The sequence below is a fragment of the Pseudomonas sp. GW823-FHT01D03 genome, assembly GCF_058798255.1.
Map to the genome: position 1 here is coordinate 1,898,094 of NZ_JBXAKK010000001.1, position 14,652 is coordinate 1,912,745.

14 protein-coding genes are annotated in these 14,652 nt (G+C 61.4%); 10 read left to right on the forward strand and 4 right to left on the reverse strand.

What is annotated here, in order from left to right:
- Positions 1-52 precede the first annotated feature (52 nt).
- The 8 genes from cobU (at position 53) to AC1RBR_RS08500 (ending at position 5,504) form a co-directional block, all read left to right on the forward strand.
- On the forward strand, positions 53-574 hold the full coding sequence (gene cobU / locus AC1RBR_RS08465; protein ID WP_492563823.1) for a bifunctional adenosylcobinamide kinase/adenosylcobinamide-phosphate guanylyltransferase: 522 nt from the start codon (positions 53-55) through the stop codon (positions 572-574).
- Positions 571-1,626 carry a nicotinate-nucleotide--dimethylbenzimidazole phosphoribosyltransferase gene (cobT, locus tag AC1RBR_RS08470; protein ID WP_492563825.1) on the forward strand — a complete coding sequence of 352 codons (1,056 nt, stop codon included), beginning with the start codon at positions 571-573 and terminating at the stop codon, positions 1,624-1,626. Before cobU ends, cobT begins: the two co-directional genes overlap by 4 nt.
- Positions 1,623-2,198: an alpha-ribazole phosphatase family protein gene (gene cobC, locus AC1RBR_RS08475; protein ID WP_492563826.1), complete on the forward strand. Its 576-nt coding sequence runs from the start codon at positions 1,623-1,625 to the stop codon at positions 2,196-2,198. Before cobT ends, cobC begins: the two co-directional genes overlap by 4 nt.
- Before the next feature lies 1 nt (position 2,199).
- A complete protein-coding gene (locus AC1RBR_RS08480; RefSeq protein WP_492563828.1) occupies positions 2,200-2,931 on the forward strand; it encodes an adenosylcobinamide-GDP ribazoletransferase in 732 nt (243 codons plus the stop codon).
- Positions 2,932-3,104: 173 nt separating this feature from the next.
- Complete coding sequence (locus AC1RBR_RS08485) at positions 3,105-3,509, forward strand: MarR family winged helix-turn-helix transcriptional regulator (protein WP_007950413.1); 405 nt, start codon at positions 3,105-3,107, stop codon at positions 3,507-3,509.
- 53 nt (positions 3,510-3,562) lie between these two features.
- The gene (locus tag AC1RBR_RS08490; RefSeq protein ID WP_492563830.1) at positions 3,563-4,771 is read left to right on the forward strand and encodes an MFS transporter; all 1,209 of its coding nucleotides are present in this window, start codon (positions 3,563-3,565) and stop codon (positions 4,769-4,771) included.
- A complete protein-coding gene (locus tag AC1RBR_RS08495; protein ID WP_262924680.1) occupies positions 4,768-4,890 on the forward strand; it encodes a hypothetical protein in 123 nt (40 codons plus the stop codon). The genes AC1RBR_RS08490 and AC1RBR_RS08495 overlap by 4 nt, the downstream gene beginning before the upstream one ends.
- Positions 4,891-4,946: 56 nt before the next feature.
- Positions 4,947-5,504: a glutathione peroxidase gene (locus AC1RBR_RS08500; RefSeq protein WP_492563832.1), complete on the forward strand. Its 558-nt coding sequence runs from the start codon at positions 4,947-4,949 to the stop codon at positions 5,502-5,504.
- A gap of 202 nt (positions 5,505-5,706) precedes the next feature.
- Here the strand turns inward: AC1RBR_RS08500 and AC1RBR_RS08505 are convergent, their stop codons facing one another.
- The 3 genes from AC1RBR_RS08505 to AC1RBR_RS08515 form a co-directional block, all read right to left on the reverse strand.
- Positions 5,707-6,978, reverse strand: coding sequence for an OmpP1/FadL family transporter (locus AC1RBR_RS08505; RefSeq protein WP_095139443.1), 1,272 nt, complete (start codon positions 6,976-6,978; stop codon positions 5,707-5,709).
- Positions 6,979-7,124: 146 nt separating this feature from the next.
- A complete protein-coding gene (locus AC1RBR_RS08510) occupies positions 7,125-7,607 on the reverse strand; it encodes a hypothetical protein (protein WP_095139444.1) in 483 nt (160 codons plus the stop codon).
- Between the two features lie 274 nt (positions 7,608-7,881).
- A complete protein-coding gene (locus AC1RBR_RS08515) occupies positions 7,882-8,106 on the reverse strand; it encodes a hypothetical protein (protein ID WP_007962908.1) in 225 nt (74 codons plus the stop codon).
- 1,019 nt (positions 8,107-9,125) lie between these two features.
- On the opposite strand from AC1RBR_RS08515, the gene AC1RBR_RS08520 reads away from it, so the two are divergent.
- Both AC1RBR_RS08520 and AC1RBR_RS08525 read left to right on the forward strand, forming a co-directional pair.
- The gene (locus AC1RBR_RS08520) at positions 9,126-9,449 is read left to right on the forward strand and encodes an SEL1-like repeat protein (RefSeq protein WP_115987168.1); all 324 of its coding nucleotides are present in this window, start codon (positions 9,126-9,128) and stop codon (positions 9,447-9,449) included.
- Between the two features lie 175 nt (positions 9,450-9,624).
- Positions 9,625-10,989, forward strand: a complete 1,365-nt coding sequence (locus tag AC1RBR_RS08525) for a DNA recombination protein RmuC (RefSeq protein ID WP_178083343.1) — start codon at positions 9,625-9,627, stop codon at positions 10,987-10,989.
- 113 nt (positions 10,990-11,102) lie between these two features.
- On the opposite strand, the gene AC1RBR_RS08530 is transcribed toward AC1RBR_RS08525, so the two are convergent.
- Complete coding sequence (locus tag AC1RBR_RS08530; RefSeq protein ID WP_492563835.1) at positions 11,103-14,573, reverse strand: hybrid sensor histidine kinase/response regulator; 3,471 nt, start codon at positions 14,571-14,573, stop codon at positions 11,103-11,105.
- Positions 14,574-14,652: the final 79 nt, after the last annotated feature.

The window sequence follows — 14,652 nt, forward strand, 5'->3', positions numbered from 1 at the left end:
GCCTGCTCGCGATGACTGAAGTCGGTACACCGCTAATTTGAAGGAATGAACCATGCTCCAACTGATCCTCGGCGGCGCCCGCTCCGGCAAAAGTCGCCTGGCGGAAAAACTCGCCAGCGACAGCCATCTGGCGGTCACTTACATCGCCACCAGCCAGCCGCTGGACGGCGAAATGAACGAGCGGGTCGCCCATCACCGCGCCCGGCGTCCGGCCGAATGGGCGCTGATCGAAGAGCCGCTGGAACTGGCCCGCGTCCTGCGCGAGAACGCCAGTGCCGAGCGTTGCCTGCTGGTCGACTGCCTGACTCTATGGCTGACCAATCTGCTGATGCTCGATGACGCCGCGCGTCTCCCCGCTGAGCGTGAAGCCCTGCTGGACTGCCTGGCGTCATTGCCGGGGGAAATCATTTTTGTCAGCAACGAGACCGGAATGGGTGTCGTGCCGCTGGGCGAATTGACTCGCCGCTACGTCGATGAAGCCGGTTGGCTGCATCAAGCTCTGGCCGAGCGTTGTCAGCGAGTCGTCCTGACGGTCGCCGGCCTGCCCCTGACCCTGAAAGGACCTGCGTTATGACTCAAGCGTGGTGGTTGAACCCGTGCCAATCCGTGAATGCCGAGATCGTTGAACAGGCGGCGGCGCGCCAACAGCAACTGACCAAACCGGCCGGTTCCCTCGGTCGCCTCGAAAGCGTGGCGGTGCAACTGGCCGGGTTGCAGGGGCAGATCAAGCCGACCCTTAAGCAGGTCTGGATCGCGATTTTTGCCGGTGACCACGGGGTGGTCGCGGAAGGCGTTTCGGCGTTCCCGCAGGAAGTCACCGGGCAGATGCTGCTCAACTTTGTCAGCGGCGGTGCGGCAATCAGCGTGTTGGCGCGGCAGCTCGATGCGCAGCTGGAAGTGGTTGATCTGGGCACTGTGACGCCGTCGTTGAATCTGCCGGGCGTGCGCCATCTGAACATCGGCCCGGGCACGGCGAATTTCGCCAAGGGCGCGGCGATGACCCAGGTACAGGGCGAACTCGCCTTGCAGGCCGGTCGTGATAGCGTGCTGCGCGCCAAAGCGGCCGGCGCACAGCTGTTCATCGGCGGCGAAATGGGCATCGGCAACACCACTGCCGCCAGTGCGCTGGCGTGTGCCTTGCTCGATTGCCCGGTGGTGCACCTGACCGGTCCCGGCACCGGGTTGAATGCCGAAGGCGTCAGCCATAAAGCGCAAGTGATCGAGCGCGCACTGGCGCTGCACGCGGCGCAACGTGGCGATGCGCTGCAAACGCTGTTCAACCTCGGCGGTTTTGAAATTGCCGCATTGGTCGGCGCGTATCTGGCCTGTGCGCAGGAAGGCGTCGCGGTGCTGGTCGACGGCTTTATCTGCACGGTCGCTGCGTTGGTCGCGGTGCGGCTGAATCCGGCCTGCCGCGAGTGGCTGCTGTTCGGTCATCGTGGGGCCGAGCCAGGCCATCGCCATGTGCTGGAAACCCTCAATGCCGAACCGCTGCTGGAACTCGGTTTGCGTCTGGGCGAGGGCAGCGGGGCGGCGTTGGCCGTGCCGCTGTTGCGTCTGGCCTGCGACCTGCACGGGCAGATGGCGACGTTCGCCGAAGCCGCGGTGGCGGATCGTCCGGCATGACGTTGCGTCTGGATCTGCTGCGCCACGGTGAGACTGAACTGGGCGGCGGTTTGCGCGGCAGTCTCGATGATGCGCTCACCGAAAAAGGTTGGGCGCAGATGCGTGCCGCCGTGGTCGCGGGCGGGCCGTGGGATCGGCTGATCAGTTCGCCGCTGCAGCGTTGCGCACGGTTCGCCGCAGAGCTGGGCGAGCAACTGAATCTGCCGGTGCAGCTGGAAAATGATCTGCAAGAACTGCATTTCGGGGCCTGGGAAGGCCAGAGCGCAGCGGCATTGATGGAAACCGATGCCGAGGCGCTGGGGTTGTTCTGGGCCGATCCGTATGCGTTCACGCCGCCGCAGGGTGAGCCGGTCAGTGAGTTTGCGGCCCGTGTGCTGGGCGCGGTTTCACGGTTGCATCAGGCCCATGCCGGTGAGCGCGTTCTGCTGATCAGTCATGGCGGCGTGATGCGTCTGTTGCTGGCGCAGGCCCGTGGTTTGCCGCGTGAGCAGTTGCTCAATGTCGAAGTCGCGCATGCTTCGCTGTTTGCGCTGAGCGTCGAAGCCAATGGCGTGCTCAAGGAAGGTTACTGACATGCTGCCACTGTGGATCGCCCTGCAATTTCTCAGCAGTTTGCCGATTCGTCTGCCGGGGATGCCGGAGCCGCAACAGCTGGGGCGTTCGCTGTTGTTTTATCCGCTGGTGGGGCTGCTGTTCGGGGGGATCCTCTGGGCATTCAACCTGGCGTTGGCCGGCGCGCCGTTGTTGCTGCATGCGGCGCTGTTGCTGACGGCGTGGGTGCTGCTGAGCGGCGCGCTGCACCTCGACGGACTGGCCGACAGCGCCGATGCCTGGCTCGGTGGTTTCGGTGATCGCGAGCGCACGCTGATGATCATGAAGGATCCGCGCAGCGGGCCGATTGCCGTGGTGACGCTGGTGCTGGTGTTGCTGCTGAAGTTCTGCGCGTTGCTGGCGCTTATCGAGCAGGGGCACGCAGCGTTTTTGATCATCGTGCCGTTGTTGGGGCGTGCGGCGCTGCTGGGGCTGTTTCTGACCACGCCGTATGTGCGGGCGGGAGGGTTGGGGCAGGCGTTGGCTGATCATCTGCCGCGCCGGGCCGGTTGGTGGGTGCTTGGGGCGAGTGCGCTGGGTTGTTTGTTGATCGGTGGGGTGAAAGCGATTGTAGCGCTGGTTGTCGCGTTCGTCGGGTTTGTCTGGCTGCGGCGGGTGATGATGCGGCGGTTGGGCGGGACTACGGGCGATACGGCGGGGGCGTTGCTGGAATTGCTGGAGATGGCGGTGTTGGTGGGTGTGGTGTTGGTCTGAGATATTGTGTTGCCTGTTCTGGCTCCATCGCGAGCAGGCTCACTCCTACAGGGGAATGCGGTCAATTTGTAGGAGTGAGCCTGCTCGCGATAGCGGTCTGTCCGGCACCGGAACTACTACTGAAAAAACACATGTAACTTGATTTAACACAGTCGCGGGTATATACACGCATCATGCTTCCTTCTCAGTGTTTGTGCACCAACCTGCGTCGCGCCGCTCGTGGCGTCAGCAGGCATTACGACGGCGCTCTCGACGGCTTCGGGATCAACGTTGCCCAGTATTCTTTGCTGTGCAATCTGCAGCGTCTGGATCAACCGAGCATCTCGGAGCTGGCCGAAGCCATGGGGCTGGATCGCAGCACCCTGGGGCGCAACCTGCGGGTGCTCGAAGGCGAGGGCCTGGTGGCGCTGGCCGAGGGCGAGGACATGCGGAACCGCATCGTCCGGCTCACCGAAACCGGTGCACAGCGCCTTGCGGCGGCGCTGCCGGCCTGGGAAGCGGCGCAACAGCGATTGATTGATCGTCTGGGCGCCGAGAAGCGTGAAACCTTGCTGCGACTGTTGGACGAACTGGCCTGAGGGCCGGTTTTTCCGGTTTTAAGCGGGTATATACCCGCGAACGGAGAATAACAATGACATCGATGTGGCGTACGTGCGGTTGGGTGTTGCTGGGAAGTGCGCTGATTCTGGCGTTGTCATTGGGCGTACGGCACGGCTTCGGCCTGTTCCTGTCGCCGATGAGTGCGCAATTCGGCTGGGGGCGCGAAGTGTTTGCCTTCGCCATCGCTTTGCAAAACCTGATCTGGGGCCTGGCGCAGCCGTTTACTGGTGCGCTGGCTGACCGCTTCGGGGCGGCGAAAGTGGTGCTGGTAGGCGGGGTGCTGTATGCCGTGGGTCTGGTGTGCATGGGCCTGTCCGATTCGGCGCTGACCTTGTCGCTCAGTGCTGGTCTGTTGATCGGTATCGGTCTCTCCGGCACTTCGTTCTCGGTGATTCTCGGCGTGGTCGGTCGTGCCGTGCCGCCGGAAAAACGCAGCATGGGCATGGGCATCGCCAGCGCCGCCGGCTCATTCGGTCAGTTTGCGATGTTGCCGGGCACGCTGGGTTTGATCGGCTGGCTCGGCTGGTCGGCGGCGCTGTTGGTACTCGGTTTGCTGGTGGCGCTGATCGTGCCGCTGGTGAGCATGCTCAAGGACAAACCGCTGCCGGTACTGGGTCATGAACAGACCCTGTCCGAAGCGCTACGCGAAGCCTGCTCCCACTCGGGGTTCTGGCTGTTGGCGTTCGGATTTTTCGTCTGCGGCTTCCAGGTGGTGTTCATTGGCGTGCATCTGCCGGCCTATCTGGTCGATCAGCATCTGCCGGCGACGGTCGGCACCACGGTGCTGGCGTTGATCGGGCTGTTCAATATCTTCGGCACTTATACTGCCGGCTGGCTCGGTGGGCGCATGTCCAAGCCGCGTCTGCTGACGGCGTTGTACTTGCTGCGGGCGGTGGTGATCGTGCTGTTTTTGTGGCTGCCGGTGACCACCACATCTGCCTACCTGTTCGGCATGGCTATGGGCTTCCTGTGGCTGTCGACGGTGCCGTTGACCAACGGCACGGTGGCGACCTTGTTTGGCGTGCGTAACCTGTCCATGCTCGGCGGTATCGTGTTCCTCTTTCATCAGATCGGCTCGTTCCTCGGCGGCTGGCTGGGCGGGGTGGTGTATGACCGTACCGGGAGTTATGACTTGATCTGGCAAGTGGCGATTCTCTTGAGCCTGCTGGCGGCCGCGCTGAACTGGCCGGTGCGCGAGCGTCCGGTAGCGCGTCTGCAGCCGGCGGTTGGCGCGGTATGAAGCGCTCCTGGCCGCGAATCGCCTTCGCCACACTCGGCGTGCTGTTGCTGGCGCTGGTGTGGTGGGGCTGGCATCAGGGCGGGCTGGCGCTGATGCAGTTGGGCATGGGTGCTTGCTAGACCGGCGGGAGGGCGAGTAACGTCGGGGTCTGATGACTGCTCAAGGATGCCCCGACATGCTCATGCGCTGGTGTGCTGTACCCGCGTTGCTGATGGCGTTGACCGGACTGGCCCAGGCCGCTGATTGTCCGGAGGCGCTGCAAGGTTCGTTGCCCAAGTTGCGCGCCAAGGAATCTGTCGATCTGTGTCAGCGCTACGCCGACAAACCGCTGGTGGTGATCAACACGGCCAGCTTCTGTGGCTTCGCGCCGCAGTTCGAGGGCTTGGAGGCGCTCAATCAGCGCTACAAGGCCCGGGGCCTGGAAATGCTCGGTGTACCCTCCAACGACTTCAAGCAAGAGTCCAAGGACAGCGCCGAAACCGCCAAGGTCTGCTACGCCAACTACGGCGTGACGTTCACCATGACCGAACCACAGAAGGTGCGAGGCGACGACGCGACTCACTTGTTCCAGGTGCTGGCCAAGCAGAGCAGCGCGCCGAAGTGGAATTTCTACAAATACGTCATCGACCGCCAAGGCAAGGTGATCGCCAATTTCTCCAGCCTGACCAAGCCGGATGATCCAGAGTTCATTGCGGCAGTTGAAAAGGCCATCGCCTCAAAACCGCTCAACTGATAACACACGCTTTTTGCGGGAGCGGGCTTGCTCGCGAAGGCTGCGGATCTTTCAGCACTTGTTTTGAAGGTCAGACCGCATTCGCGAGCAAGCCCGCTCCCACATTTGATCTGTGGTGTTTGAACAGGCACAAAAAAGCCCCGCTTTCTGCAAAGAGAGCGGGGCTTTTTTGTGGGCGAGGGTTTAGCCTCGCCGTACAGCATCAGAAGCGATAGGTCGCGCCAACACCGAAACCGTTTGCCGAGTTTTCATACTTGGCGTCGTAGCTCTGGCCACGATTGTTTTCGTTGCGAATCTTGACCGACTCTTCCTTCAGGTACGAGTAAGCCACGTCGATGGTCAGGTCTTCGGTCGGGCTCCAGCCGGCGCCGAGGCTGAAGATCGTGCGGTCGCCAGTTGGAATGCGTGGCGAACGGTCGACGTTATTGGTCGGCGACTGGTCGAAGGTCAGACCGGTACGCAGTACCCATTCCTTGTTCAGCTGGTACGAAGTACCCACGGCGTAAGCCCAGGAGTCGTGCCAGTTCTGGTCTTCGGTGATCTCGCCAAACTGACCGGCCAGCAGCGGCTGCACGCCGGAGTTCTTGACGGTGATCTTTTCCAGCTGGCTCCAGCGGGTCCAGGTGCTACCGGCGTAGACGTTCCAGCGATCGTTGATCGCCTGAGTGACCGAGAAGTCCACGGATTCAGGTGTGGTGATCTTCAGCGAAGCGTCGTACTTCTGGCTGGCGCCCAGGCCAACGGCAGCCAGTGCGCCGTAGTTGACCTTGGTGTTGCCTTCGAGCTTGTAGTCGACTTTCGAGTGGTAGGTCAGACCCAGGCGGGTGGTGTCGGTGGCTTGTACCAACACACCGATGTTGTAGCCCAGTGCGGTGTCGTCACCCTTGATCTTGACCTTGCCGTCCGGCGCCAGCTGAGTCACCGATAGGTTGGACTCGAGGGTGCCATCGATGCGGTTGATGGTCGGACCGAAACCGATCGACACCACGTCGTTGAACTTGTAGCTGACAGTCGGCTGGAAAGTGATGACTTGTACTTCCGACTTGCTGCCGAAGTAGCGGCCGGCGAAGCCGTTTTCGTAGTCGGTAATCAGGCCGAACGGCACGTAAACGCCGAGGCCGAATGCCCAATGCTCGTCGATCGGTTTGACGTAGAAGCCCATAGGTACGGAGGTGAAGGGCACCATGTCGCCTTTGTTGCTGCCGCCGTTAGGGCTGGAGCTGGCGTCGCTGATATCGGTCTTGGCATCGAGAAATGCAACACCGCCAGTCACTTGTTCGCGCGTGAGGCGCGACATGCCGGCAGGGTTGCCATAAACAGTGCTTGCGTCGTCGGCAGAAGAAGATCGCCCGGCATAACCAGTACCCATCCCGCTGATGCTGTGTTCGTTGATGGCAAAGCCAGCTGCGAAGATCTGGGTGGATGCCATGGCAACGGCGAGGCTAAGGGTGGTTTTGAGCATGACTTTTTTCATTATTAGAACTCCTGGTGATCACCGGGGCGAAAATTACCAACATTTTCGCCCCAGCGCTATAGTCCGTATGCCTTGAGTTAGAGCGGTTTTGTAGGACAATCCGACCAGATTCGCGACCTGTTGAGCGATCTTCTAAAACTCGCCAGTCAACACGCGACCTGATTCATCGGTGAAACACAGGTTTGCCAGGCGCAGGTGAAGTCGCGCAGACGTCCCTGAGGCTGGAAGGTCTGACGCCAGATTCGCGCCATGCCCAGCAGATCGTCCGGGGCGGGGAGGGTGGGGTGTTGTTCCTCTACCAGCAGCCAGGCGATGGCAGTGGCGTAACGCAGGTTGACGGTCAATTCCAGGTGCGGGCCACTGAGAAAGGCATGCTGGCTGGCGAGGCCGCGGACCAGGCTGGCACGCTCAGGATCAAGCGCCAGATAGTGATCCCAAAGGGCCTGGTGACGGTGCTCCGCAATCCGGTAGAGGCCGTGGCCCCGGCGGTCATGCAGGGCGGAACCGAGGGCGGACTGGCTGGCCGCTATCCCCAGCAGCAGGGATTCGGCGGTTGCGCAGTGGCGTCCCAGATAGATCAGTGTGGGACGGATCACATAGCGGCACAGTTCGCTGGCAGCGATACCCATAAAACCCTCGGATCTTGTAATGGGGCGGCGATACCTGAAGGGGCCTTGGCAGCGGTGGATCGACTCAGGCTCGCCGGAAGCGGATCAAGCCGCTTGAGTTGAAGTGTAGTGTCATATTTACGACGTAAAGGCCTGTTTTTAAAATATTTCCGGCAGCGAGCCGCAGCCTTTATATCCGAAAGCGCTTAGGCATGAAGGGTTAAAAGCGAAACATCAGGCAATAAAAAGCCCCGCATTGTGTGCGGGGCTTTTGCTTTTGCAGCCTTTTCGGCTCTCAGGCAATCAAGGCCTGACGCGTACGATCAATAATTGCCTGCAGCGGTTCGGCGCTGGAGTATTGATCGGGGTACAGACGCTCGCTGTGGCGGGCGATCCCGTGTTCATTGACCACGGTGAAGCTGAAGCAGCCTTTGCGAGCGGCCATGATCAGGCAGTTCATAGGGGCAAAAGCGTTGGTTAGGGTGCGAATGGCATCCTGAGTCTGGATTTGAGTAGACATAGTTATTAGGTGTTCCTACAAATGACACGGATAAGAACCGTGCAACGTTAAAACGTTCCAGTAATGTCGACCACCATTGGTCGAACAAAGAACCCGACTGGAACAAAGCAGCCAGTTTGAAGCGCTATTAAGTTGGCGCGCTTGGGCTGGCAGGTAGGTACTTAGGAGGACAGGCAACACATCGAGGGCAAAGGTTCTGGGCCCGGGGTGAAGATCCTGATCAATTTGCAGGTTGGTTCGGTCAGAGTAAGTGGTCTTCGCAACACCCTTTGCATTCATTCAAAGGCAGTGTCGGCGCAAGATTTACCTGGAAACCATCGAGGGGTCGTTCCCGCTTTTTTCGGTGAAGGGCTTCTGGGAAGAAGGTTGACCGTGGGGATGTGTCGACCGGAATTGACTTTCAGCTTGGTACTAACGCCGCGGATAGTAACGGAACGTTCTGGGCAATGCAAACCCCGTCGTAAAAAAGATTTCGTGAGTCGCCAAGCATTGAGGTGGTGTCCCGCTTCTTCGCGAGCAGGCTCGCTCCCACATGGGAAACACCATCCAGTGTGGGAGCGAGCCTGCTCGCGAAGGGATCACCCTGATCAACCGCCGGTCGCCACAAAAGCGTGCAGCCATGCCCATCGCCAACCCGCTTATCCTCAGTTCGAGGCGCAAAACGAGCCAAAAAAGCGCATCGATATAACCGGGTAACAGGTACTTGTGCACATTAGTTGCGCAAGCTGTAACCACACTGTCATACCGATCCTGACTCGCATGGCTGCCTGTATCAAAAGTTTAAGTCAATGAAAAATATCGTCTTTTTTTGTTGGTGAAAAAATCGTCAGTTTGACTGCGAGCCCCATTCCACAAGGCTTTGCGGAGGTTCGGGAGCGGTTGTCCACTGAGTTATCCACAGCTTCTGTGGATTGTCCCTAGCGCTTGCTCTAGGACGGGCGTGCCGGGTTTTTTTCGACTTTACCTGTACCAAAAAGAGAGTAGAGTGGCGCGCCTTCCGATCTGTCCCACAGTGTTTTATGAAGTTTCGCTCAGTATCAGACTCTGTTACCTCCGAACACCCTCGTGTTACCTCCCCCAAGCGATTTTCCGTGCGTGTGGCCGAATGGCTGCTCGACAGCCCGCGTCTGGGCGATAGCCGTAATGCCAAGCATCTGGCGGGGCGTCTGCTCAAGCAACCGGCGCGCGAAGGCGTGGTCGCGGCGCAAAGCCGTCTCGGTCAGTTGATGTGCCGCGAGTGTGGCAACGCCCGGGACCGGCGTATCGGGCAGGATCTGCTGCGCCAGGCCGCGCGGGCCGGTGATCGACGTGCGCAACAGGAACTTGGTCTGCTCGAAGACTGAGCTGTCCAACGCCTCACGCCTTGGTTAACCTTCAGGCTTTATCGAATTGGCAGGAGTGGCTATGGCTATGGACTTGACCAGCGTGTTGCTGGGTCTGGCGGGCGCGGGATTGCCGCTGCTGGCGCTGGCCTGGCAACTGCAGCGGCGGGCCAGCGACCGGCAAGCCGAGGTCGCCTTGCTCGAAGAGCGCCTGGCCATGGCGCAACTGGCGCAGGACGGACTCAACGCCCAGCTTGAAGCCAGCCGTGATGAAACCGTCGATCTCGCTCAGGCCAACGCCGCCAAGCAGGCTGAACTGGCGGCTCTGCGCCGCGAAGTCGAGCTGCTGCAGATCGAGCGCGATGATGCCCGTGACGCTTCCCACGCCTGGAACATCGAGCGTGCCAACAAAGAAGCCGAATTGCGTCGCCTCGACGCCCAGGCCGCGTCGCTCAACGCCGAATTGCGCGAGCAACAGGAAAGCCATCAACAACGCCTCAACGACCTGCAAGGCTCGCGGGATGAGCTGCGCGCGCAGTTCGCCGAGCTGGCAGGGAAGATCTTCGATGAGCGTGAACAGCGCTTTGCCGAGACCAGTCAACAGCGCCTCGGGCAGTTGCTCGATCCGCTGAAAGAACGCATCCAGTCCTTCGAAAAACGTGTGGAGGAAAGCTATCAGGCCGAAGCCCGCGAGCGCTTCTCGCTGGCCAAGGAACTGGAGCGTCTGCAAGCGCTGAATCTGCGCCTGAGTGACGAAGCGACCAACCTGACCCGCGCCCTCAAAGGCCAGAAGACTCAGGGCAACTGGGGTGAACTGATTCTAGAGCGGGTGCTGGAACACGCGGGCCTGGAGAAGGGCCGCGAGTACCAGACCCAGGTCAACCTCAAGGGTCCGGATGGCGAGCGCTTCCAGCCCGACGTGATCATCTACCTGCCGGGCGACAAGCAGGTGGTGGTCGACTCCAAAGTCAGCCTCACTGCCTATCAGCAGTACGTTGCCGCCGAAGACGACAGCATCGGCCAGATCGCGATCAAGCAGCACGTGCTGTCTCTGCGCAGCCACGTCAAGGGCCTCGCCGGCAAGGATTACAAGCGTCTGGAAGGCCTGCACAGCCTCGATTTCGTCTTGCTGTTCGTGCCGATCGAAGCGGCGTTTTCGGCCGCATTGCAGGCCGAGCCGGCGTTGTTCCAGGAGGCGTTCGACCGCAACATCGTGATCGTCAGCCCGACCACGTTGCTGGCGACATTGCGGGTGATCGACAGCCTGTGGAAGCAGGAGCGGCAAAGCCAGAACGCCCGGGAAATCGCCGAGCGTGCCGGCTGGCTGTACGACAAGTTCGTGCTGTTCATTCAGGATCTGGACGAAGTCGGCAATCGCCTGCAGCAGTTGGACAAGGCCTACAGCTCGGCGCGCAACAAACTCACGGAAGGCCGCGGCAATCTGGTCAGCCGCAGTGAGCAGCTCAAACTGCTTGGCGCGCGGGCGAGCAAGAGTCTGCCGGCGGATCTGCTGGAGCGGGCGATGACCGATGTCGATGGCCTCGTCGAAATCCCGGAATAACCCGAAGAGCTTCGCGAGCAGGCTCGCTCCCACAGTGAAATGCATTCCAAAGGTGGGAGCGGGCTTGCTCGCGAAGGCGTCAGTGGTAGCGCTGCGACATTCAAGTCAAACGGTTACAGCGGCACATACCGACTCAACAACGCCCGCAACGCCGCCGGTTTCACCGGTTTGGCCAGATAATCCAGCCCCGCCGCATGCACCTGCGCCACCGTCTCCGGGCGACCATCGGCACTGATCACCACCCCCGGCACCGGCTCACCCAGCGTGGTGCGCAACCACGCCATCAGCTCGGTTCCGGTATCGCCGTGGTCGAGGTGATAGTCGACCAATGCCAGTTGCGGCCGCACACCCTCATTCAGCAACGCCGCGCATTCCTCGCGATTACGCGCCGTCCACACCTGGCAGCCCCAACGGGTCAGCAGGCTGTTCATGCCAATCAGAATGCTGTCTTCATTGTCGATGCACAGCACTCGCGCGCCGCTGTGCAACTTGCCATTCAATTCTACCGCAGCGTGCACCGGCACCGACTGCGCCCGGGCCAGCGGCACGCTGACACTGAACACGCTGCCACGCCCCGGCCACGAACGTACGCGCAGGGTATGGCCGAGCACGCGACATAAACCGTCGGCAATCGCCAGGCCCAGCCCGAGGCCTTTTTCGGCGCGGGTCTGATGGCTGTCGAGGCGCTTGAACTCCTCGAAAATCACTTGTTGCTTGTCTTCCGGAATCCCCGGCCCGCGATCCCACACTTCCAGACACAGCTCGCCGCCGCGTCGGCGCACGCCCAGCAGCACCGGGCCCTTGGCGTAGCGGAAAGCGTTGGTGAGGAAGTTCTGCAAAATTCGGCGCAGCAGCTTGATGTCGCTGTCGATGCGCAACTGGCTGCCGCGCACACGGAAGGTCAGACCTTGTTCCTGGGCCAGCGCCTTGAATTCGGCGCCGAGCGTATCGAATAGCTCATTGAGCGCGAACGGCTTGCGATCGGGGTTGATCTTGCCGTTTTCCAGACGGGAAATATCCAGCAGGTCGCTGATCAGGTCTTCTGCCGAACGTAGCGAACTGTCGAGGTGTTGCACCAGTTTCTGCGCCTCGCTGCTCAAGCCGTCGTCCTGATGGGAGAGGGCGGCAGAGAACAGGCGCGCGGCGTTCAGCGGCTGCATCAGGTCATGGCTGACGGCGGCGAGGAAACGGGTTTTCGACTGGTTGGCGGCCTCGGCATGGCCCTTGGCTTCGGTCAGTGCGACGTTGAGCTGCGACAGCTCCTGCGTGCGCTCGCTGACCCGTTGCTCCAGGCCTTCGTTGGCCTCGGTCAATGCCTGCTCGGCTTCGCGGAACGCGGTGATGTCGGTGAAACTCATGACGAAACCGCCGCCGGGCATCGGGTTGCCGATCAGCTCGATTACCCGGCCGTTGGGGAACAAACGTTCGGAAGTGTGCGCACGGCCCTGACGCATCCAGTGCAGGCGCCGGGCGACGTGGACTTCCGCTTCGCCGGGGCCGCACAAGCCGCGTTCGGCGTTGTAGCGGATGATGTCGGCAATCGGTCGGCCGACGCTGATCAAACCGTCCGGGTAGTTGAACAGTTCCAGATAGCGGCGGTTCCAGGCCACCAGTTTCAGCGACTGGTCGACCACGCTGATGCCCTGGGTGATGTTCTCGATCGCGCCTTGCAGCAAAGCGCGGTTGAACTGCAGGACTTCCGAGGCTTCGTCAGCGATACGGACGACGTCCTCCAGCTGCATTTCCCGGCCTTCAATCGCGGCTTTTACCACTGCGCGCGTCGACGAAGCGCCGAGCACGCCGGCCAGCAGACGTTCGGTGTGGGCGATCCATTCGCCGTCAGCATTCTGGTTCGGGTTGAAGCCTTTGCCCTGGCGGTAGGCGAAACGAATGAAGCTCTGCCGCGCGCGTTCTTCGCCGACAAAGCGTGCCGCCAGTTGCAGCAAGTCGTCGATCTGCACTGCGAGCATCGAACGCGCACTCGGCCGGGCGCTGATTTCCTGACCGATGAAGCGACCGGCCTGCCAGTGTTCCGAGACTCGCGTGCGCGACAGCACCGAGACCCAGGCGAACAACGTGAAGTTGCCCGCCAGCGACAGCACCACGCCTTGGGTCAACGGAGTGATCGGCAGGTTCAGCGGGTTGCTGTGCAGCCACGCCAGACCCGGGAAGGTGCTCAGCGACCAGCCGAGGCTGTGCGCGGCAATCGGCAGGACCAGCGTGTAGAACCAGAGAAAAGTACCGGCGGCCAGACCGGCAAACACTCCACGGCGGTTGGCCTGTTTCCAGTACAGCGCGCCGAGCATCGCCGGGGCCAGTTGGGTGACGGCGGCGAAGGCGATCTGGCCGATGGTCGCCAGGCTCGCGGTGGAGCCGAGCAAGCGGTAGCTGACGTAGGCCAGCAGCAGAATCAGCACGATGCTCACCCGGCGCACTGAGAGCATCCACTGGCGAAACACTTCGAACGGGCGCTCGGCGTTGTTACGGCGCAACAACCACGGCAACAGCATGTCGTTGGAGACCATGGTCGACAGCGCCACGCTCGCCACAATCACCATGCCGGTGGCCGCCGACGCACCGCCGATAAACGCCAGCAATGCCAGGGCCGGATGGGCCTGGGCCAGCGGCAGGCTGATCACGAACGAGTCGGGCAGTACGTGACTCGGCAGCATCATCTGCCCGGCAAGGGCAATCGGCACCACGAACAGCGCGGCCAGCGCCAGATACGCCGGGAACACCCACTTGGCCAGGCGCAAGTCCTGCGGGTCGATGTTTTCTACCACGGTGACGTGAAACTGCCGTGGCAGGCAGATGATCGCCATCATCGCCACCCCGGTCTGCACCACCATCGACGGCCAGTTGATGGTTTCCTTCCAGTATTCCTCAAGCCGTGGCGCGAGCATCGCCTGATTGAACAGGTCGTCAAAACCGTCGTACAGCCCGTAGGTCACGAACGCGCCAACGGCGAGGAAGGCGAACAGCTTGACCAGCGATTCAAACGCAATCGCCAGCACCATGCCGCGGTGGTGCTCGGTAGCATCAAGGTTGCGCGTACCGAAGACGATGGTGAACAGCGCCAGCACCAGCGAGACGATCAGCGCGGTGTCCTGGGCGCGGGTGCCCATGGCGTCGGCACCGGCGCCGATCAACAGGTTCACGCCGAGGACGATGCCTTTGAGTTGCAGAGCGATATAGGGTAGGACGCCGACCAGACAGATCAGCGCCACCACCACCGCCAGCGATTGCGATTTGCCGTAGCGCGCGGCGATGAAGTCGGCAATCGAGGTGATGTTCTCCTGCTTGCTGATCATCACCATTTTCTGCAGAACCCACGGCGCGCCCAGCAACAAAAGGATCGGCCCGAGGTAGATCGGCAGGAATGACCACAGCTGTTCGGCGGCCTGGCCGACTGCGCCGAAGAATGTCCAACTGGTGCAATAAACCGCCAGAGAGAGGCTGTACACCCACGCGCGCACCCGCGGCGGCAACGGCGCGCTGCGACGGTCGCCGTAGAAGGCGATGGCGAACATGATGGCCATATAGGCCAGGGCGACGGCGGCGATCAGCCCGGTGGACAACGACATGCAACACTCCCGACAAAAGACTCCCCGGCAGTCCTGCCCGGGCGGACAGTCTCGCATGAGTATGGCGGTTAGTCAGTGT

Bases quoted from the DNA above. Each gene is read 5' to 3' on its own strand.
- cobU (WP_492563823.1), top strand. From the start codon at position 53: ATGCTCCAACTGATCCTCGGCGGCGCCCGCTCCGGCAAAAGTCGCCTG.
- cobT (WP_492563825.1), top strand. From the start codon at position 571: ATGACTCAAGCGTGGTGGTTGAACCCGTGCCAATCCGTGAATGCCGAG.
- cobC (WP_492563826.1), top strand. From the start codon at position 1,623: ATGACGTTGCGTCTGGATCTGCTGCGCCACGGTGAGACTGAACTGGGC.
- AC1RBR_RS08480 (WP_492563828.1), top strand. From the start codon at position 2,200: ATGCTGCCACTGTGGATCGCCCTGCAATTTCTCAGCAGTTTGCCGATT.
- AC1RBR_RS08485 (WP_007950413.1), top strand. From the start codon at position 3,105: ATGCTTCCTTCTCAGTGTTTGTGCACCAACCTGCGTCGCGCCGCTCGT.
- AC1RBR_RS08490 (WP_492563830.1), top strand. From the start codon at position 3,563: ATGACATCGATGTGGCGTACGTGCGGTTGGGTGTTGCTGGGAAGTGCG.
- AC1RBR_RS08495 (WP_262924680.1), top strand. From the start codon at position 4,768: ATGAAGCGCTCCTGGCCGCGAATCGCCTTCGCCACACTCGGCGTGCTG.
- AC1RBR_RS08500 (WP_492563832.1), top strand. From the start codon at position 4,947: ATGCTCATGCGCTGGTGTGCTGTACCCGCGTTGCTGATGGCGTTGACC.
- AC1RBR_RS08505 (WP_095139443.1), bottom strand. From the start codon at position 6,978: ATGAAAAAAGTCATGCTCAAAACCACCCTTAGCCTCGCCGTTGCCATG.
- AC1RBR_RS08510 (WP_095139444.1), bottom strand. From the start codon at position 7,607: ATGGGTATCGCTGCCAGCGAACTGTGCCGCTATGTGATCCGTCCCACA.
- AC1RBR_RS08515 (WP_007962908.1), bottom strand. From the start codon at position 8,106: ATGTCTACTCAAATCCAGACTCAGGATGCCATTCGCACCCTAACCAAC.
- AC1RBR_RS08520 (WP_115987168.1), top strand. From the start codon at position 9,126: ATGAAGTTTCGCTCAGTATCAGACTCTGTTACCTCCGAACACCCTCGT.
- AC1RBR_RS08530 (WP_492563835.1), bottom strand. From the start codon at position 14,573: ATGTCGTTGTCCACCGGGCTGATCGCCGCCGTCGCCCTGGCCTATATG.